17 protein-coding genes are annotated in these 18312 nt (G+C 73.1%); 8 read left to right on the plus strand and 9 right to left on the minus strand.

The annotated features are described in order from the left end of the window. The first annotated feature begins 303 nt into the window (after positions 1 to 303). Positions 304 to 603 (plus strand): hypothetical protein, encoded by a 300-nt coding sequence (locus RFN52_RS29660; protein ID WP_184850645.1) that lies wholly within the window; start codon positions 304 to 306, stop codon positions 601 to 603. A gap of 91 nt (positions 604 to 694) precedes the next feature. Here the strand turns inward: RFN52_RS29660 and RFN52_RS29665 are convergent, their stop codons facing one another. From RFN52_RS29665 to RFN52_RS29675, 3 genes are all read right to left on the minus strand, one after another. After that, entirely contained in the window at positions 695 to 1459 is a 765-nt protein-coding gene (locus tag RFN52_RS29665; RefSeq protein ID WP_184850647.1) for an SDR family NAD(P)-dependent oxidoreductase, read from the minus strand. A 32-nt stretch (positions 1460 to 1491) separates the two neighbouring features. Next, on the minus strand, positions 1492 to 2313 hold the full coding sequence (locus tag RFN52_RS29670) for an Fpg/Nei family DNA glycosylase (protein ID WP_184850649.1): 822 nt from the start codon (positions 2311 to 2313) through the stop codon (positions 1492 to 1494). 141 nt (positions 2314 to 2454) lie between these two features. Continuing rightward, complete coding sequence (locus RFN52_RS29675; protein WP_184850651.1) at positions 2455 to 7404, minus strand: ATP-dependent helicase; 4950 nt, start codon at positions 7402 to 7404, stop codon at positions 2455 to 2457. Positions 7405 to 7571: 167 nt separating this feature from the next. On the opposite strand from RFN52_RS29675, the gene RFN52_RS29680 reads away from it, so the two are divergent. The 3 genes from RFN52_RS29680 to RFN52_RS29690 are packed head-to-tail and all read left to right on the plus strand — an operon-like array spanning position 7572 to position 9461. Further along, positions 7572 to 8402 (plus strand): AraC family transcriptional regulator, encoded by an 831-nt coding sequence (locus RFN52_RS29680; RefSeq protein WP_184850652.1) that lies wholly within the window; start codon positions 7572 to 7574, stop codon positions 8400 to 8402. A 22-nt stretch (positions 8403 to 8424) separates the two neighbouring features. Beyond that, a complete protein-coding gene (locus tag RFN52_RS29685; protein ID WP_184850654.1) occupies positions 8425 to 9153 on the plus strand; it encodes an AzlC family ABC transporter permease in 729 nt (242 codons plus the stop codon). Next, complete coding sequence (locus RFN52_RS29690) at positions 9150 to 9461, plus strand: AzlD domain-containing protein (RefSeq protein ID WP_184850656.1); 312 nt, start codon at positions 9150 to 9152, stop codon at positions 9459 to 9461. The genes RFN52_RS29685 and RFN52_RS29690 overlap by 4 nt, the downstream gene beginning before the upstream one ends. Here the strand turns inward: RFN52_RS29690 and RFN52_RS29695 are convergent, their stop codons facing one another. Further along, positions 9462 to 10406 (minus strand): hypothetical protein, encoded by a 945-nt coding sequence (locus RFN52_RS29695; protein WP_184850658.1) that lies wholly within the window; start codon positions 10404 to 10406, stop codon positions 9462 to 9464. It lies immediately after the preceding gene. 79 nt (positions 10407 to 10485) lie between these two features. Here RFN52_RS29695 and RFN52_RS29700 point away from each other — a divergent pair, with 79 nt between their 5' ends. Then, positions 10486 to 10680, plus strand: coding sequence for a DUF3046 domain-containing protein (locus RFN52_RS29700; RefSeq protein ID WP_184850660.1), 195 nt, complete (start codon positions 10486 to 10488; stop codon positions 10678 to 10680). 232 nt (positions 10681 to 10912) lie between these two features. Continuing rightward, complete coding sequence (locus tag RFN52_RS29705) at positions 10913 to 12184, plus strand: AI-2E family transporter (RefSeq protein WP_184850662.1); 1272 nt, start codon at positions 10913 to 10915, stop codon at positions 12182 to 12184. A gap of 21 nt (positions 12185 to 12205) precedes the next feature. On the opposite strand, the gene RFN52_RS29710 is transcribed toward RFN52_RS29705, so the two are convergent. Next, positions 12206 to 12757 carry a hypothetical protein gene (locus RFN52_RS29710; protein ID WP_184850664.1) on the minus strand — a complete coding sequence of 184 codons (552 nt, stop codon included), beginning with the start codon at positions 12755 to 12757 and terminating at the stop codon, positions 12206 to 12208. Between the two features lie 413 nt (positions 12758 to 13170). Here RFN52_RS29710 and recA point away from each other — a divergent pair, with 413 nt between their 5' ends. Both recA and recX read left to right on the plus strand, forming a co-directional pair. Then, positions 13171 to 14295 carry a recombinase RecA gene (gene recA / locus RFN52_RS29715; RefSeq protein WP_184850666.1) on the plus strand — a complete coding sequence of 375 codons (1125 nt, stop codon included), beginning with the start codon at positions 13171 to 13173 and terminating at the stop codon, positions 14293 to 14295. Positions 14296 to 14298: 3 nt separating this feature from the next. Beyond that, complete coding sequence (gene recX, locus RFN52_RS29720; protein ID WP_184850668.1) at positions 14299 to 15147, plus strand: recombination regulator RecX; 849 nt, start codon at positions 14299 to 14301, stop codon at positions 15145 to 15147. Positions 15148 to 15190: 43 nt separating this feature from the next. Here the strand turns inward: recX and RFN52_RS29725 are convergent, their stop codons facing one another. The 4 genes from RFN52_RS29725 to RFN52_RS29735 form a co-directional block, all read right to left on the minus strand. Continuing rightward, positions 15191 to 15610, minus strand: a complete 420-nt coding sequence (locus RFN52_RS29725) for a rhodanese-like domain-containing protein (RefSeq protein WP_229857066.1) — start codon at positions 15608 to 15610, stop codon at positions 15191 to 15193. Next, entirely contained in the window at positions 15607 to 16170 is a 564-nt protein-coding gene (locus tag RFN52_RS29730; RefSeq protein WP_184850670.1) for a cupin domain-containing protein, read from the minus strand. Before RFN52_RS29730 ends, RFN52_RS29725 begins: the two co-directional genes overlap by 4 nt. A 100-nt stretch (positions 16171 to 16270) precedes the next feature. Then, entirely contained in the window at positions 16271 to 16432 is a 162-nt protein-coding gene (locus RFN52_RS40130; RefSeq protein WP_351118586.1) for a putative leader peptide, read from the minus strand. A gap of 18 nt (positions 16433 to 16450) precedes the next feature. Then, a complete protein-coding gene (locus RFN52_RS29735) occupies positions 16451 to 18058 on the minus strand; it encodes an FAD-dependent monooxygenase (RefSeq protein WP_184850672.1) in 1608 nt (535 codons plus the stop codon). Between the last annotated feature and the right edge of the window lie 254 nt (positions 18059 to 18312).

An 18312-nucleotide genomic window follows, 5' to 3' on the forward strand; every position in this document is an offset into this window, starting at 1 on the left:
CGTGCCTGTGCCTGTGCCTGTGAGCATGCCTATGCCTATGCAGGGTGGAGGGCTGGGCGGTGTGGGGCGGGTGTGTGGGGTGGGGTGGGTGGGTCGGGTGCGTGGTGCCGGTCACGCGGCCGATGCCGGTCGGGTGGGCGCTGCGGGGCCGGTGCGCTGTGTGTGCGTGCGCCGCCTGTGCGGCGTGCGCGGCCTGAGTGGCGTGCGCTGCCCGGGCGGTGCGTGCGGTGCGCCCGTGTGCCCATGGTGCGCCCTCTCCGCCGGTCCGGGTGGCCGCATAGCGTCTGGCTGGGGGTGGCGGCCATGGCGGTGATAGTGCGCTGGGGGAGCCGGCACTGGGGGGTCCGCGGGGTCACGCTCGGGCTGGGGGCGCTGTGGTGGTGGGCCGTGGTGCGACTGGTGGCCGTGCCCGAGGCGGGGGTGCTGGAGGCGGCGGTCGCAGCCGGGGGATGGGGGCTGAGCGTGCTGCCCGTGCACTGTGTGCCCAAGCGGCGGGCTCGGGGGGTCGTGGGGGCGGGGCGGTGGCGGAGGGTGTTGAAGGCCGGGGTGGGGGCCCGGGCCGGAGACGGGGGTGCCGCGGGGGTGAAGTCGGGGGGAGGGTAGGGGTTGGTTCGGCTGCGGAGCTTGCTGCGTGGGGGTGGTGGCCCGGCGGCGCGGCTCGGTTGCGGGGCGTGTCTGACGAGCGGGGGCTCCGTCACCACGGCATGGCCACACCTCCGTTGGGGCGGAGGATCTGGCCCGTCGTGAAGGCCGAGGCGTCGGAGACCAGGTGGAGGATCGCGTGGGCGATGTCCTCGGGCTCGCCCACGCGGCCCAGGGGTGACATTCGGGCCATGACGGACTCCGTGTGCGCCTGGGAGCCGCTGTCGCCGCGGTCGGTCATCGGCGTACGGATCCAGCCGGGGGCGACCGCGTTGACACGGATGCCGTGCCGGCCGACCTCCGTCGCGAGTGTCTTCGTGAGCTGAACCACCGCCGCCTTGGCCGCGCCGTAGCAGAGAAGCCCGGGGCCGCCCGTGTCGACGGCGCCAGAGGCCATCGTGACGATGCTGCCCCGGGTGCCGCGGGCGATCATGAGGCGGGTGGCCTCCTGGCAGGCGTACAGCACTCCCTTGAAGTTGACGTCGAGGACCCGGTCGAGGTCCTCGTCCCGGGTCTCCAGCACGGGACTGCGGTGCATGATCCCGGCGACCGCCGCCAGGGCATCCAGGCGTTCGCAGGAGGTGAAGGCCTGCCGCAGCCCGGCCCGGTCGGTGACGTCGAGGGCGTGGGTGCGGGCGATGCCGCCGTTGTCCTTGATCAGGGTCGCCGTCTCGTGCAGACCCCCGGTGTCACGGTCCGCGCAGTGGACGGTCGCCCCCGCCTCGGCGAGCAGCAGCGCCGAGGCGCGGCCGATGCCGCTCGCGGCGCCGGTGACGAACGCGGTGCGGCCGGTGAGGTCGTACGCCGTGACGGGCATACAGGGACCGTACGAGCATTTCTGACGGGCCGTCAATTAGTGCGGCCGCGCCGTACCGGGGTGGGGGAGGGGCCGGGCTGGCAGGTGGGGCACCAGTAGGTGGGGCGATCGCGGGAGCCGTCGCCCTGGTCGGCGACGCGGATCGAGGTGCGGCAGCGCAGGCAGGGGCGGGGTGCGCGGCCGTAGACGAAGAGGTCCTGGCTGCGGCGGCCCGTCGTGCTGCGGATCGGGCGGTCGCGGTTGGCCTCCAGCAGCTTCTTGGCGAGCGCGGGCAGCTTCGTGGCGCGGTCGGCGGGAAGGTCGCCGGCCGGGAGCCAGGGGGTGACGCCGAGCAGGAAGCAGAGCTCGCTCTTGTAGACATTGCCGATGCCGGCGAGGTTGCGTTGGTCGAGCAGGGCCTCGCCGAGTTCGCGGGAGGGGTCCTGGAGGACGTTGGCGAGGGCCCGGTCGGGGTCCCAGTCGGGCCCCAGGAGGTCGGGACCGAGATGGCCGACCGCGCGGTGCTCGTCGGTGGTGCGCAGCAGTTCCAGGACGGGGAGGCGGTAGCCGACGGCGGTGCGGTCGGTGGTGCCGAGGATCGCGCGGATCTGGTGGCCGGGACCGCCGCTCCAGCGCTGGCCGTTCCCGTACACCTTCCAGGAGCCGTCCATCCGCAGGTGGGAGTGGAGGGTGAGGCCGCCCTCGATGCGGGTGAGGAGGTGCTTGCCGCGCGCGGTGACGTGCAGGACCGCGCGGCCCGTGAGGTCGGCCGTGGCGAAGCGCGGGACCCGCAGATCGCTGCGGGTCAGCACCTTGCCCGCGAGGGCGTCGTGCAACCGCCCCGCGGCCTGCCAGACCGTGTCACCTTCGGGCATGGGTCAAGGGTGGCACGACGGCCGTGTGGGCGGCCGGGTCGGTTGTGTGCGGGGTCGGATCATCGGAGGTGCGGGCGGCCCGGGTCGGTTGTGTGCGGACCGGTCCGACTGTGTGGAGCCGGACCGGCTGTGGCGGGGGCGTCAGGCGCGCAGGCGGAGTCCTCGGGGGGTCGCGATGAAGCCCGCTCCTTCCAGGAGGGTCCCGATGGGGGACGTCAGGGCCTGGGCGCCGTTGACGCGCTCCACCGTGACCGTGCCGAGCGAACCCGCGCGAGCCGCCGCGGCGAGGGCCTCCGCGGCGCTGCGCAGGCGGGGGTCGTCGGCGGGGGCGCCGTCGGGGTCGGCGGCCCAGGCCAGCAGAGTCTTGCCGCCCCGCTCCATGTAGAGGGTCAGTTCACCGTCGACGAGTACCACCAGGGAGCCCGCTTTGCGGCCCGGCTTGTGCCCGGCGCCGGTCGGGGGCTCGGGCCAGGCCAGGGCGGCGCCGTACGCGTTCGCCGGGTCGGCGGCGGCGAGGACGACGGCCCGGGAGGCGCCGTCGGGGCGGCTACGCCGGCCCCCGAACCCCTGGTCGTAGGCTGCGCGCCCGTTCTGCCAGGAGGGTGCGGCCTGCGCGGCGTAGTCGCGGGGCGAGACCCACTCGCCCGGCGACGGGCGGGGGGTGTCGTAGGAGGTGTCGAGGTCGGGGAAGCCGTCGGGGCCGGGGGCGTCGGTGTGGTCGTGGGAGGGGGCGGAGTCGTCCGGGCCGGCGAAGTCGTGGGCGGGAGCCGAGTCGTCCGGGCCGGTGAGATCAGGGGCGGGGAACGGGGCGTGTTCAAAGGCGGGAGGCGGGCCGGGCAGGTCCTCGCCGCGGTCACGGGCGTTGGACACCGCGCGCAGGCGGTCCACCGCGCCGTCCATCGCGAACTGCGCGGCGCCGAGGCCCTCCACCACGTAACCGCGGCGGGCCTGGCCGCTCTCCTCGAAGACGGACAGGACGCGGTACGTCGCCGAGAAGCCGCCCTCGACGCCCTCCGCCGACACCGCACCCCTGGTGACGACGCCGTGCCGGTCGAGGAGGGTGCGGGCGAGGGCATGGGCCCGCACGGTGGCGTCGGGCTCATGGGCGGGGAGCAGGGACCAGCGGCCCGCGACCGTCGGCGGGCCGGAGCGGGACGCGGTGCGGGCCGCGGCCGTGAGAGAGCCGTAGCGGCCGCGCGGGACCGCGCGTTTGGCGCGGTGGGCCGTGGAGCCCGCGGTGCGGCCCGAGCCGAGCAGGGAGCGCATGGGGGTGAGCGTGTCGTTCGTCAGGCGGCCGGACCAGGCCAGGTCCCAGAGGGCGTCGGCCAGCTGGGGGTCGGTGGCCTCGGGGTGCGTGGTGGCGCGGACCTGGTCGGCGATCTGGCGGAAGAACAGGCCGTAGCCGCCGGAGAGGGTGTCCAGGACGGACTGGTGCAGGGCGGTCAGCTCCAGGGGGTGCGGGGGCGGCAGGAGCAGGGGGGCCGCGTCCGCCAGGTAGAGGGACACCCAGCCGTCCTTGCCGGGGAGGGAGCCCGCCCCGGCCCAGACCGCCTCTCCGGCTGCGGTCAGCTCGTCCAGCATCGCCGGGGTGTAGTTCACGACCCGGGAGGGCAGGACCAGCTTCTCCAGGGCGGAAGCCGGTACGGACGCGCCCTGGACCTGCTCGATGGCCCGGACCAGTCCGTCGACGCCGCGCAGGGAGTGGCCCTTGCCGATGTGCTGCCACTGGGGGAGGAACTGGGCGAGGGCGGCCGGTGGCACCGGCTCCAGTTCGTGCCGCAGCGCGGCCAGGGAGCGGCGGCGCAGCCGGCGCAGCACGGTGGCGTCGCACCACTCCTGGCCGATGCCAGCCGGGTGGAACTCGCCCTGAACGACCCGGCCCGCCGCCGCGAGCCGCTGGAGGGCGCCCTCGGTGACGGCGACGCCCAGGCCGAAGCGGGCCGCTGCCGTGGCCGAGGTGAACGGGCCGTGGGTGCGGGCGTAGCGGGCGAGGAGATCGCCGAGCGGGTCCTTGACGGGCTCTGTGAAGGCTTCCGGGACACCGACCGGCAGGGCGGTGCCCAGCGCGTCGCGCAGCCGGCCCGCGTCCTCGATCGCCGCCCAGTGGTCCTGGCCCGCGATCCGGACCCGGATGGCGCGGCGGGCACCGGCGAGTTTCTGCGCCCACTGCGGTTCGGCGCCCCGTTCCGACAGTTCCGCCTCCGTGAGCGGGCCGAGGAGGCGCAGGAGGTCCGCGACGCCCTCGGCGTCCTTGACGCGGCGGTCATCGGTGCGCCACTGCAGCTCCCGCTCCAGTTCGGTCAGCACCTCTGCGTCGAGCAGCTCGCGCAGTTCCGCCTGACCCAGCAGCTCGGCCAGCAGCCGGGAGTCCAGCGAGAGGGCGGCGGCGCGGCGTTCGGCCAGCGGGGAGTCGCCCTCGTACAGGAACTGGGCGACGTAGCCGAAGAGCAGGGAGCGCGCGAAGGGGGACGGTTCGGCCGTGGTGACCTCGACCAGGCGGACCTTGCGGGACTCCAGGTCCCCCATCAACTCCACGAGGCCGGGGACGTCGAAGACGTCCTGGAGGCACTCGCGGACCGCCTCCAGGACGATCGGGAACGAGCCGAACTCGCTCGCCACCTGCAGCAGCTGCGAGGCGCGCTGCCGCTGCTGCCACAGCGGGGTGCGCTTGCCCGGGTTGCGCCGGGGCAGCAGCAACGCGCGGGCGGCACACTCACGGAAGCGGGAGGCGAACAGGGCGGAGCTGCCCACCTGGTCGGTGACGACCTGGTCGACCTCTCCCTTGTCGAAGACGACGTCCGCCGCGCCCACGGGGGCTTGCTCGGCGTCGTACTCCCGGCCCGTCTTCACGGGCTCCTGGTCCAGCAGGTCCAGGCTCATCAGGTCGGCGTCCGGAAGGCGCAGCACGATGCCGTCGTCCGCGTGCATGACCTGCGCGTCCATGCCGTACCGCTCGGACAGCTTCGCGCCGAGTGCCAGCGCCCACGGGGCGTGCACCTGGGCGCCGAACGGCGAGTGCACGACCACGCGCCAGTCGCCGAGCTCGTCACGGAAGCGCTCCACGACGATCGTCCGGTCGTCCGGGATGTGACCGCAGGCCTCGCGCTGCTCCTTCAGATACGACAGCACGTTGTCCGCCGCCCACGCGTCCAGACCGGCGGCCAGGAGACGCAGCCGGGCGTCGTCCTCGGGCAGCGACCCGACCTCGCGCAGGAACGCGCCCACCGCCCGGCCCAGTTCCAGCGGGCGGCCCAGCTGGTCGCCCTTCCAGAAGGGCAGCCGGCCCGGCACGCCCGGAGCCGGGGAGACCAGGACGCGGTCGCGGGTGATGTCCTCGATGCGCCAGGAGCTGGTGCCGAGCGTGAAGACGTCACCCACGCGGGACTCGTAGACCATCTCCTCGTCGAGCTCGCCGACCCGCCCGCCGCCCTTCTTGGGGTCGGCGCCCGCGAGGAAGACACCGAAGAGACCGCGGTCGGGGATCGTGCCGCCGGAGGTGACGGCGAGGCGTTGTGCGCCGGGGCGGCCGGTGATCTCGCCGGTGACCCGGTCCCACACCACGCGCGGGCGCAGCTCTGCGAACGCGTCGGAGGGATAGCGGCCGGCCAGCATGTCGAGGACCGCCGTGAAGGCCGACTCGGGCAGCGAGGCGAAGGGGGCGGCCCGGCGGACGGCGGCGAGAAGGTCGTCGAACTGCCAGGTGTCCAGGGCCGTCATCGCGACCACTTGCTGCGCCAGGACGTCCAGCGGGTTGGCCGGGACCTTCAGGGACTCGATGGAGCCGGTGCGCATGCGCTCGGTGACCACCGCCGCCTGCACCAGGTCGCCGCGGTACTTCGGGAAGACCACCCCCGTGGAGACAGCACCCACCTGGTGCCCCGCCCGGCCGACGCGCTGCAGTCCGGAGGCGACGGAGGGCGGCGACTCCACCTGCACGACCAGGTCCACCGCGCCCATGTCGATGCCCAGTTCGAGGCTGGACGTGGCCACGACCGCGGGCAGGCGGCCCGCCTTGAGGTCCTCCTCGACCAGGGCGCGCTGCTCCTTGGACACCGAGCCGTGGTGGGCGCGGGCGATGACCTGGGGGGCGCCCTGGGCCGCTCCCGAGCCGCCCATGAGCTCGGCGGGGGAGTGGTGCTCGTCCAGCGTCTCGCCCGTGGCCCGTTCGTACGCGATCTCGTTCAGGCGGTTGCAGAGGCGCTCCGCGAGGCGGCGGGAGTTCGCGAAGACGATCGTCGAGCGGTGGGACTGGACGAGGTCGGCGATCCGTTCCTCCACATGCGGCCAGATGGACGGGCGCTCGGCGCCTTCCTGGCCGTCCGCCACCGGGGAGCCGCCCAGCTCGCCCAGGTCCTCGACCGGGACGACCACGGACAGGTCGAACTCCTTGCCCGACTCCGGCTGGACGATCTCCACCTTGCGGCGGGGCGAGAGGAAACGGGCCACCTCGTCCACAGGGCGGACCGTCGCGGAGAGGCCGATGCGGCGGGCGGGCTTCGGGAGGAGGTCGTCCAGCCGCTCCAGGGAGAGCGCGAGATGGGCGCCGCGCTTGGTGCCGGCGACCGCGTGCACCTCGTCGAGGATCACCGTGTCCACGCCCGCCAGCGCGTCGCGCGTGGCCGACGTCAGCATCAGGAACAGCGATTCCGGGGTCGTGATCAGGATGTCCGGCGGACGAGTCGACAGGGCGCGGCGCTCGGCGGCGGGGGTGTCGCCCGAGCGGATGCCCACCTTGACCTCGGGCTCGGGCAGGCCGAGGCGCACCGACTCCTGGCGGATGCCGGTCAGCGGACTGCGCAGGTTGCGCTCCACGTCCACCGCCAGGGCCTTCAGGGGCGAGACGTACAGGACGCGGCAGCGCTTCTTCGGGTCGGCCGGGGGAGGCGTCGAGGCCAGCTGGTCCAGGGCGGCCAGGAAAGCCGCCAGGGTCTTTCCGGAGCCGGTGGGGGCGACGACCAGCACGTCCGAACCCTCGTGGATGGCCTGCCACGCACCGGCCTGGGCCGCGGTGGGCGCGGAGAAGGCACCCGTGAACCAGGCGCGGGTCGCGGGGGAGAAGCCGTCCAGGGCTCGGTGCGCATTGCTGGGCATGCGTCCATCGTGCACCTCGGCACTGACAACGGGCCCGCGCCGCCTTGCGGCCTGCCGTTTCGCCGCCGGGTCCGGTCGGGGTGCAGTGCCCCGACTGCCGCCTGCCGTTTCGCCGCCGGGTCCGGCCGTGGTGCAGCGCCCCGGCCGCCGCCGCGGACAATGGTCGTATGAACGAGCGCGCACGCCACTGGCAGTACGACGAGCTGCCCGGGGTCGATCTGCTGCGGGCCCGGTACGTGCACAAGACGTTCGTGCGGCACACACACGAGAACTTCGTGATCGCCGCCATCGCCGACGGGGTGGAGGTGTTCCACCACGGCGGGGGTGATCAGTACGCGGGGGCCGGGGCCCTGGCACTGGTGAATCCCGATACGCCGCACACCGGACGGGCCGGGGTGCCCGAGGGGTGGCGGTACGGGGCCGTGTACCCGCCGCCCGGCGTGGTGGCGGAGATCGCGGCCGAGACGACGGCCCTGCGGGGGACGCCGGGGTTCGTCAGCCCGGTCGTGGACGATCCCTACGCCGTGAGCCTGGTGCACCAGGTGCTGCGCGCCGCTGAGGAGGGCAATGCGCTCGCCGCGGACACACTGCTGCGCGTCGCCGTGACCAGGCTGCTGCGGTTGAACGGCGGGCCCCTGCCTCGGCGGGAGGTGCGGACGGCGGGAGCCCGGATCGCGGCACGCGCGCGTGGTGTGCTGGAGGAGCGGATGACGTGTCCCCCGAGCCTGGAGCGACTTGCGGCCGGCCTCGGGACCAGCCCGTTCGCCCTGCTGAGAGCCTTCCGGGACGTCTACGGCATGCCGCCGCACGCGTGGCTCACGGACGCGCGGGTACGTCGGGCGCGACAGCTGCTGGACGCGGGGACGGCGCCCTCCGAGGCCGCCGTGGCCGTCGGGTTCACCGATCAGCCGCACCTCAACCGGCACTTCACCCGGATGGTGGGCGTGCCTCCCGGCGCTTACCAGCGGGAGCGCAAGAACGTACAAGACCCGCGGTAGCCGCCGGCCGTAGCGTCCCGGTGTGGCAGATCGGACAGCTCTCGAAGATGAAGACGTGGACATCGGTGGGAAGGCGGACCGGGCCGTCGTACGCGACGCCTTGGGGGTCGGGGTGGCCGTCGGGTTGTCCGGGTTCGCCTTCGGAGTGACCTCGGCCGGCAGCGGACTCACGCTGCTGCAGACGTGCGCGCTCAGTCTTCTGGTGTTCACCGGCGCGTCCCAGTTCGCCCTGGTGGGGGCCCTCGCGGCCGGAGGCGGCCCGTTCACCGCCGCCGCGGGGGCCCTCTTCCTCGGCGTGCGGAACGCCTTCTACGGCCTGCGTCTGTCGCAGCTGCTGGCGCTCCCGCGCGCGGTGCGGCCGTTCGCCGCCCAGTGGGTCATCGACGAGACGGCCGCCGTCGCGCTCGCCCAGCCCACGCGCCGCGCCGCGCGCCTCGGGTTCGTCGTGACCGGGCTGACCCTGTACCTCCTGTGGAACCTCACGACACTGCTCGGTGCCCTGGGCGCCGAGGCCATCGGGGACACCGACGCGTGGGGCCTGGACGCCGCCGGGCCCGCGGTGTTCCTGGCGCTGCTCGCGCCGATGCTGAAGTCCGGCACCGAGCGGGCTGTCGCCGGGCTCGCCGTGCTGCTGGGGCTCGGGCTGCTGCCCGTCCTGCCCGCCGGGGTACCGGTGCTGCTGGCCGCGCTGGCGGCGCCCGCCGTGCTGTGGGCGGACGGCCGGCGCCGGGGACGGGGGGACGCGCGGTGAACGTCTGGATCGCGATCGGTGTGACCGTCCTCGGGTGCTACGCCGTCAAGCTCGCCGGCCTTTTGGTGCCGGCGGGAGCCCTGGAGCGGCCCCTCGTCAAACGCCTCGCCGCACTGCTGCCCGTCGCGCTGCTCGCGGCCCTCACCGCCCAGCAGACCTTCGCCGACGGGCAGACGCTGGTGCTGGACGCGCGGGCCGCCGGACTCGCCGCCGCGGCCGTCGCACTGGTGCTGCGCGCCCCGTTCCTGCTGGTCGTGGCCGCGGCCGTGCTGGTGACCGCCGGGGTGCGGGCCATGGGGGCCGGGTGATCAGTAAATGGCGCGGCCGTACGCGCTGAGCACGCGCAGGGCCTCGATCGTCACGAGCGGGCGTGCTTCCAGGGCGGGCGCCGGGGCCCAGTGGCGCCACCGGACGGGCCAGCCGCCGTCCTCCTGCTGCTGGGCCGCGAGATGGTCCAGGGACCGGGCCATCTCGTCGTCCGTGAACCACGCGCGCGCGAGGGAGCGCGGTGTCGGCGCGTAGTCGTACGGGAAGTGGTGCTCCCCCGGGGCGTAGCCGGGGGACACCGGACAGGCGTCGAGGTCGCCGGGATCCAGGGCCGCGAGGCGGTGTGCGCGGACCAGGCGGCCGAGACGGGCGGCGGCCGCCTCAGCGCGCGGACGGTCCGGGGAGGAGTCCAGAAAGGCCACGGCGGCCTCGATCTCGTACGGGTGCGACTTCTCCAGGGACTCGATCGCCTGCCAGCAGAAGTCCGTCGCCCGGAAGAGCCAGGCGTGCCACACCTCGTTGCGGTGCAGCAGCCCCACGACCTGCCCGGTGGCCAGAAGGTCGCTGGGCGGGTCGTCCACCACCGTCACGAAGGGAGCCGTGGGGTAGTCACGCTGGCTGGGGTGGATCGCCGGGAGGGCGCCGTCCGCCGTGGACACGGACGTCAGGTAGCGGCACATACGCTCCACGCGCTGGCCGGCGCAGCGTCCGACCGCGTCCAGCACGCGCAGGGCGTGCGCGGTGTGCAACGGCTGGCTGACCGGCCCGCGCAGATCGGGCTCCAGCGCGTGGCCGTACCCGCCGTCCTCGTTGCGGTAGGCGTCAAGGGCGGTCTCCACCGGGTCGGCGGCGGCACCCCGGAAGTGGTGGGCGAAGCGGCGCTGCTCGAGCACTCGTGCGGTGAGCCAGACGAAACGCTCCGCGCGCGCGACGGGGCTGTGCGGCGGGGGCGTCGGGGGGACTTCGGTAGCTCCTGTTGCGGCCATGGGTCAGACCGTAGGGCGCGAAGCGGCGCCGGCAGGCGGTCACGGCCCAGGCCCACCCCAGGGGCGGGATACTGGAGGCATGCGGTTGACGGTCTTCTGGCAGCGAATGGCGGAGCACTTCGGTCCTGGTTACGCCGAAACCTTCGCGCGCGATCACGTCATGTCCGAGCTGGGCGGGCGGACGGTGCACGAGGCGCTGGACGCCGGCTGGGGCGCCAAAGAGGTCTGGCAGGTGGTCTGCTCGGTGATGGACGTGCCCAGGGAGAGGCGCTGACCGCTGCCGCGGCGAGGGCCGGAGACCATCGGCCGGTAGGCGTCGGGTCGACGGTCGGGGCCAGCACCTGGCGAGCGTCGGGCCGAGGGCCGGGCCGCCAGCACCTGGCGAGCGTCGGCCGATGGTCGGGACCAGCAGCCGGACCTGTCGGCCGGTGTCGGACATCGCTGCCGGGTCGTGAAGATCGCAGGGCGGGCAGACGGCTGTCGGTGGCGTGGGCGAGACTTGGACCGTGGCACCCACTGACGAGACCGGGCAGGCAGCCCAGCAGTCCTCAGCTTCAGGCACGACGCCGCCCGTCCGGCCCCCCGTCGGCGGGGCCGGGGCGAACGGCCGCATGCCGCGCTGGCTGCCCCGTGCCATGGTGCTCGCGCTCGCCCTCGTCGCCGTGTTCCAGCTGGGCAGCTGGGCCTTCCACCAGCTCACCGGCCTGCTGATCAACATCCTCATCGCGTTCTTCCTGGCCCTCGCCATCGAGCCCGCGGTGAGCTGGATGGCCTCGCGCGGCATGCGCCGAGGGTTCGCCGCGTTCGTCGTCTTCATCGGCGTGGTGGTCGTGTCGGCCGGTTTCGTCACCCTGCTCGGTTCCGTCCTCGCGGACCAGATCATCAAGCTGATCGAGGGCTTCCCCGAATACCTCGACTCCGTCATCAACTGGATCAACACGCACTTCAAGACCGACCTGAAACGCGTCGACATCCAGGAGGGCCTGCTCCGCTCCGACTGGCTGCGCAACTACGTCCAGAACAGCGCCACCGGCGTCCTGGACGTGTCCGCCCAGGTCATCGGGGGCCTCTTCCAACTGCTCACGATCGCCCTGTTCTCGTTCTACTTCGCCGCGGACGGCCCGCGACTGCGGCGCGCGATCTGCTCCGTCCTGCCGCCCGCCCGCCAGGCCGAGGTGCTGCGCGCGTGGGAGATCGCCGTGAACAAGACCGGCGGCTACATCTACTCCCGCGGTCTGATGGCGCTGATCTCCGGTGTGGCGCACTTCGTCCTGCTGCAGGCCCTGGACGTGCCCTACGCGCCCGTGCTCGCCGTGTGGGTGGGCCTGGTGTCGCAGTTCATCCCCACCATCGGCACCTACCTCGCGGGCGCCCTGCCCATGCTGATCGCGTTCACGGTGGATCCCTGGTACGCGCTGTGGGTGCTGATCTTCGTGGTGATCTACCAGCAGTTCGAGAACTACGTGCTGCAGCCCAAGCTGACCTCCAAGACCGTCGACATCCACCCCGCCGTCGCCTTCGGCTCGGTCATCGCCGGCACCGCCCTCCTCGGCGCAGTCGGCGCGCTCATCGCCATCCCCGCCATCGCCACGCTCCAGGCGTTCCTGGGGGCGTACGTCAGGCGCTACGACGTCACGGACGACCCCCGGGTGCACGGCCATCACCGACGGGGAGAAGGGGCGGGCCTGCTCACGCGCGCCAGGGGGTTGTGGGCACGGCGGCCGGGGGCGGAGCAGCCCGGAGGCGGGGGCGAGGGCTCGGGGGAGAGGCCTTCCTGAGCGGCACGAACGGCCCGGCTCCTACGCTGCTGCGGCCTTCAGCAGGCTGGCCCGCTCCTCGGGTGGGATGAGCCCGTCCGGCAGTGTCCGGTCGTCCAGCAGACCGCGCACCAGTTCGGCGTGCTCGAAGAACACGGCCCGGCATCGTGCGCGTTCCGGGTGGTCGCGGTCGCCGCCCAGGAACCGGATCGCCCGCTCACTGCCCCCGTCGACGGGGTGCGAGAGCTCCGCGACGACGAACAGGACCTCGACCAGCTCGGTCCGCACCGGCACCGCCGGATCGGCGGCGAGGCGGAGCAGGAACGGCAGAGCTGCCGGCATGGCCGGGCCCAGCGTGAAGACACCGTCCATCAGGACGTTGCAGAGCACCCGCTCGGCCTCGGCGGCCGCGGCCGGGTCGAGCAGACCGCGCAGGAGGGCGGGGACCCCGGCTGGACACCCGAAGTCTGCCCAGGGGATGTCGTCACAGCCGCGCAGTGCGGGGTGATCCCGGCCGGCGCGCGGTGCCTCCGGGAACTCCTGCAAGAACCGTGCGACGGCGGCCTCCTTGCCCGCCGCGGTGATCCGGCACATCCCATCTCCCCCTTGAGCGCGCGCACGTCTGTGCAGACGCACGGTACTCGGGCGGGAGCGCACCCGCTACGGCATGGGGTGGGGTGGGGTGCTGCCGCGCCGGGCGCTGGGCGCCGGTGCGGCATGCGTGGTGCCGGATGCCGGATGCCGGATGCCGGATGCCGGATGCCGGATGCCGGATGCCGGATCCGGTGCGGTGCCGTGTGGTGCCGTGCGGTGCGCTTGACACGAAAATCGAACATCCATTCTCATGGAAGCGCCGGCGAGGCTCAACGAAGGGCATTTCGACGTACTTTGGGTAGGTAAATGCCCGAGTTATCCACAGGCCGGACGTGCGTCGGGACGCATTGTCAGTGGCAGGCGTTAGCGTCTTTGACGTGAAGCGATCGACTCAAGCAAATCGGGTGGAACCCATGGCAGGAACCGACCGCGAGAAGGCCCTGGATGCCGCTCTCGCACAGATTGAACGGCAATTCGGCAAGGGCGCGGTCATGCGCATGGGCGACCGGGTCAACGAGCCCATCGAGGTCATCCCGACCGGGTCCACCGCCCTCGACGTGGCCCTCGGCGTGGGCGGCCTGCCGCGCGGCCGCGTCGTCGAGGTCTACGGACCGGAGTCCTCCGGTAAGACCACCCTGACCCTGCACGCGGTGGCCAACGCGCAGAAGGCCGGCGGCCAGGTCGCCTTCGTCGACGCGGAGCACGCACTCGACCCCGAGTACGCGAAGAAGCTCGGCGTCGACATCGACAACCTCATCCTCTCCCAGCCGGACAACGGCGAGCAGGCCCTGGAGATCGTGGACATGCTGGTCCGCTCCGGCGCCCTCGACCTCATCGTCATCGACTCCGTCGCCGCGCTCGTCCCGCGCGCGGAGATCGAGGGCGAGATGGGCGACAGCCACGTCGGTCTGCAGGCCCGCCTCATGAGCCAGGCCCTGCGGAAGATCACCAGCGCGCTCAACCAGTCCAAGACCACCGCGATCTTCATCAACCAGCTCCGCGAGAAGATCGGCGTGATGTTCGGCTCCCCGGAGACGACGACCGGTGGCCGGGCGCTGAAGTTCTACGCCTCGGTGCGCATCGACATCCGCCGTATCGAGACCCTGAAGGACGGCACGGAGGCGGTCGGCAACCGCACCCGCTGCAAGGTCGTCAAGAACAAGGTCGCGCCGCCCTTCAAGCAGGCCGAGTTCGACATCCTTTACGGCCAGGGCATCAGCCGTGAGGGCGGCCTGATCGACATGGGCGTGGAGCACGGCTTCGTCCGCAAGGCCGGCGCCTGGTACACGTACGAGGGCGACCAGCTCGGCCAGGGCAAGGAGAACGCGCGCAACTTCCTGAAGGACAACCCCGACCTGGCCAACGAGATCGAGAAGAAGATCAAGGAGAAGCTGGGCGTCGGCGTGCGTCCCGAGGAGCCGGCCGCCGAGCCGGGCACGGACGCCGCGGTCACCGCACCGGCCGACGCGGCACCCGCCGTCCCCGCCCCGGCACCGGCCAAGACCGCCAAGTCCAAGGCCGCCGCAGCCAAGAGCTGACCCGTGACACGGCGAACCGACTGGGCGGAGTACGAGTACGACGCCTTCGGTGTCCCACGGGGGAGGGGCACCGGAGGCGGCATGCGCTCAGCCCTGGGCAGGGAGGACGGCTCGGGGGACACGCCTCCCGAGGGCGACCGGCTGCATGAAGACTGGGGCGACATCGGGCCGCACGGGGGCGGCTCGCCCAGAAGCAGCCCGCGTGATGGAGGCCCGCGTGACGGCGAGCCGCGTGACGGGGGTTCGCGCGGCAGGCGAGGTCGTCGTCGGCGCGGCTTCGGCGAGACGGTCCCTGACGCCGAGGACGGAGGTGTCCCTTCCTCGTCGAGGGCCGAGCAGGAGGCACCTCCAGGGGACCCGGTCGAGCAGGCTCGGGCGATCTGCCTGCGCCTGCTCACCGGGACCCCGCGGACCCGTAAGCAACTCGCCGACGCCCTGCGCAAGCGGCAGATCCAGGACGACGCGGCCGAGGAGGTGCTGTCCCGGTTCGAAGAGGTCGGCCTCATCAACGACGGGGCCTTCGCGGACGCCTGGGTGGAATCCCGTCACCACGGGCGGGGGCTGGCCCGGCGGGCGCTCGCGCGCGAACTGCGAACCAAGGGCGTCGACTCCACAGTGATCGACGAGGCCGTCTCCCAGCTCGATTCCGAGCAGGAGGAGGCGACCGCGCGGGAGCTCGTCGACCGTAAACTCCGCTCCACCCGCGGCCTCGACCGCGACAAACGCCTCCGCCGCCTCGCGGGCATGCTCGCCCGCAAGGGTTACTCCGAGGGCATGGCGCTGCGTGTGGTGAGGCAGGCGCTGGAGGAAGAGGGCGAGGACACGGAGTTCCTGGCGGACGAGGGGTACTGAGCCGGCAGCCGACCGACTCACCGACAGCCCTTGGGGCTCCGGCTCACACCACCGGCAGCCCCGACCCTCGCCATGCCTGGAAGCCGCCCACCAGATCCGTGGCCCGGTGCAGTCCCAGCTGGTGCAAGGACTGGGCCGCCAGACTGGACGCGTAGCCCTCGTTGCAGATCACGACGATGCGCAGGGCATGGCTCGTGGCCTCGGGGAGGCGGTGGCTGCCCTGGGGGTCGAGGCGCCATTCCAGTTCGTTGCGTTCGACGACCAGGGCGCCGGGGATGAGGCCGTCCCGTTCGCGCAGGGCGGCGTAGCGGATGTCGACCAGGAGCGCGTCGCCGGCCCGGGCGGCCTCGTACGCCTCCTGCGGTTCGATGCGCTCGTAGCCCGCCCGGACCCGCTCCAGCAACGCGTCGATGCCGAGAGGGTGCCGGGGGTCGCGGCTCGCCGGCCCGGGTGCGGCGCTCACTGCCAGTCCTCCGGGCGCTCGACCTGCTCCAGGCGCAGGACCGGACCGCTGCGGCTGTAGCGGCGGATCTGCGGCAGGGGCGGGTAGTAGGCGTGGACGGAGATCGCGTGCCGGTCGGGGGACTCGTTGAGCACCTCGTGCACGTGGTGCCGGCCGAAGGCGCGGCCCTGGCCGGCCCGCAGCCGGCGTTCCCGGTCCACGTCCTCGGCGAGTTCCAGGGTCTTCCAGCCGTCGGTGGGCAGCCGCGCGGCGAGCGAGTTCTCCCTGAGCTCGCCCGACGCGGTCAGGAAGGCACCGACCGAGTCGGCGTGGTCGTGCCAGCCGGTGCCCGTGCCGGGAGGCCAGCCGATCAGCCAGGCCTCGCTGCCGCCGGGCCCGTCCAGCCGCACCCAGGTGCGGCCCTCCGGGTCGAGCGGCAGGGAGTCGATCAGCTCGGTGTCGGCGGCCGTACGCCGGACGAACTCGTAGAGGTCGGCCTGCGTGGGAGCCGAACCGGCGCAGGAAACGGAGGAGGCCGCAGAGGGGGATGCAGAGGAGGGTGCAGGTGGCGATACAGACACGGGTTGCCGTCCTGAGGGTCCTGATGAGGGTTCGCGAAGGAGGCGCGGAAGCCCACGCGGTCAGAGCGCGGCGCGCACAGTGAGAAGGAGAAATGCGAAGTCAGCAGGACGGACGACACACGCAGCCCGCATAGCGGAGGAGGTCCATATGGACCCTCCGCCACAGGCGCACACAGGTGTCGGTCACGCACCGGAGTACACCACGGCCGCCCAAACGGGTCAACTCACTGTCACCATGCGGACGCACCGTGACAGTGAGCACACCACCGAGGGATCGATGTCAGTGCGAGCCGGCCGAAGCACCGGCCTCTGCCTGCGCCTTCACCGGTCCGCCCACGGTGGCCTCCGCCGCCGCGTACAGGTCGGCAGGGCGCACTCCGCCCAGGGCGGTGACGAGGTGCCCGTCGGGACGCACCAGCAGCACCGTGTGCGCGGCCGCGCCCGGATAACTCTCGGCGACGAGCAGTTCGGCGGGGTGCGGCAGTGCCGTGACCGCCGCGGCGAGCTGCGGCATGATGCCGGCGCCGACCCAGTGCTTGCGCTCCCACACGCCCGTGCCCGGCGCGATCAGCACCACGAGCAGCGCGCCGCGGCCGAGCCGGTCCCGTAGCCGGACGAAGGTGCCGTCCTCCGCCGTGACCCGTACGTCGGTGACGGGTGCGCCGAGCGGTGTCTCGACCGGGGTCTGCCCGTCGAGGAGTTGAGGCGCGAGCGGCGAGTCGGCGTACGTCCCCGGCGCGCCGAGCTGGCCGTGCCCCAAGTGCCCTTCCGTGAGGAGGGCGTCGTGGCCCCGGGAGGAGCCGGGTACGACGGCGCGCAGCCCCGCACCGCCGCGCAGCAGCGGCAGCGCCTGGTCGGCGGCGCGGAGCCGGGCGGCCACGACCGCCCGGCGTTCGGTCTGGTAGCTGTCGAGGAGCGCTTCGTGCGGTCCGTGGTGCCAGGCCAGGGCCAGCTTCCAGGCGAGGTTGTCGGCGTCCCGCAGGCCCTCGTCCAGTCCGTGCGTGCCCAGCGCGCCGAGCAGGTGGGCAGCGTCCCCGGCGAGGAACACGCGGTCGGCACGCCAGCGACGGGCCAGCCGGTGGTGGACGGTGTGGACACCGGTGTCCAGCAGCTCGTACGGCGGAGTCGTGCCGCCCGCCCAGCCGGCCAGGGTCTCCCGGATACGGGTGAGCAGCAGCTCGGGTGTGACCAGGTCCTTGCCGGGCGGCAGGAGCCAGTCCAGGCGCCACACGCCGTCCGGCAGTGGCCGGGCGGTGACCTCGCCGGCGGAGGGGCCGGACATGCGCCAGGGCGGCAGGCGGTGCAGCAACGCCTCGTCGTGCCAGGGCAGCTTCGTACGGAGCGCGGCGACGGCGTGACGTTCCACCGCCGTACGGCCCGGGAAGCGGATGTCCTGCAGCTTGCGCACAGTAGAGCGGGGGCCGTCGCAGCCGACCAGGAAACTGCCGCGCCACCAGGTGCCCTTGGGGCCGCGGGTGTGAGCGGTGACGCCGGATGGCTCCTGCTCGATCCCGTCGAGGCGGCTTTCCACGGCGACTTTGACGAGCCGTTCGCCGGTGAGGGCGGCGCGCAGGGCGCCGGTCAGCACGTGCTGGGCGATGTGCAGGGGGGCGGGCTCGGTGCCGTCGAAGACGATTTCGCGCATCACCTGCTTGCGCCGCATCGACCGCCATCCGGCCCAGCGCGCACCGGCTCGGGCTAGAGGCACGCCGGTCAGCCGTTCCACGAGGGCGGCGGTGTCCTCGCGCAGGACGACGGTGCGTGCCGCACGGGGCTCGTCCTTGCCCGGGCCCTCGTCGAGGACGACGCACGGGACTTCCTGACGTGCCAGCGCAAGGGCGAGCGTGAGCCCGACGGGCCCAGCTCCGACGATGATCACCGGGTCCACGGCGTAGCGCCCCCTGCCCGCGGTGGTGTCCTGAGAGACGTAGGTGAACAGGAAGTTGGAGCAGGGTGCACGATCACAGAACGTATGCAACCCATTGCCGGTGCTTGCGTCAAGTAACGAGGGGCTGGTGGCGATCATGGAACGGCATCAAGGGTAGCGGGGCGGCTCACTTGTCACTTGAGGAGGTGTCAGGGGTGGGCGTCACCGGCTGGATTCTGCGCGGCACGACTGTGGCCCGCCGGAAACCCGGCGGG

Source organism: Streptomyces collinus, from assembly GCF_031348265.1.
In the GTDB taxonomy this organism is placed as follows: Bacteria; Actinomycetota; Actinomycetes; order Streptomycetales; family Streptomycetaceae; genus Streptomyces; species Streptomyces collinus.

Excerpts from the sequence above, each read along its gene's own strand:
- RFN52_RS29670 (WP_184850649.1), bottom strand. The coding sequence starts at position 2,313 with ATGCCCGAAGGTGACACGGTCTGGCAGGCCGCGGGGCGGTTGCACGAC.
- RFN52_RS29680 (WP_184850652.1), top strand. The coding sequence starts at position 7,572 with ATGAACGAGCGCGCACGCCACTGGCAGTACGACGAGCTGCCCGGGGTC.
- RFN52_RS29710 (WP_184850664.1), bottom strand. The coding sequence starts at position 12,757 with ATGTGCCGGATCACCGCGGCGGGCAAGGAGGCCGCCGTCGCACGGTTC.
- RFN52_RS29695 (WP_184850658.1), bottom strand. The coding sequence starts at position 10,406 with ATGGCCGCAACAGGAGCTACCGAAGTCCCCCCGACGCCCCCGCCGCAC.
- RFN52_RS29675 (WP_184850651.1), bottom strand. The coding sequence starts at position 7,404 with ATGCCCAGCAATGCGCACCGAGCCCTGGACGGCTTCTCCCCCGCGACC.
- recA (WP_184850666.1), top strand. The coding sequence starts at position 13,171 with ATGGCAGGAACCGACCGCGAGAAGGCCCTGGATGCCGCTCTCGCACAG.
- RFN52_RS29665 (WP_184850647.1), bottom strand. The coding sequence starts at position 1,459 with ATGCCCGTCACGGCGTACGACCTCACCGGCCGCACCGCGTTCGTCACC.
- RFN52_RS29660 (WP_184850645.1), top strand. The coding sequence starts at position 304 with ATGGCGGTGATAGTGCGCTGGGGGAGCCGGCACTGGGGGGTCCGCGGG.
- RFN52_RS29700 (WP_184850660.1), top strand. The coding sequence starts at position 10,486 with ATGCGGTTGACGGTCTTCTGGCAGCGAATGGCGGAGCACTTCGGTCCT.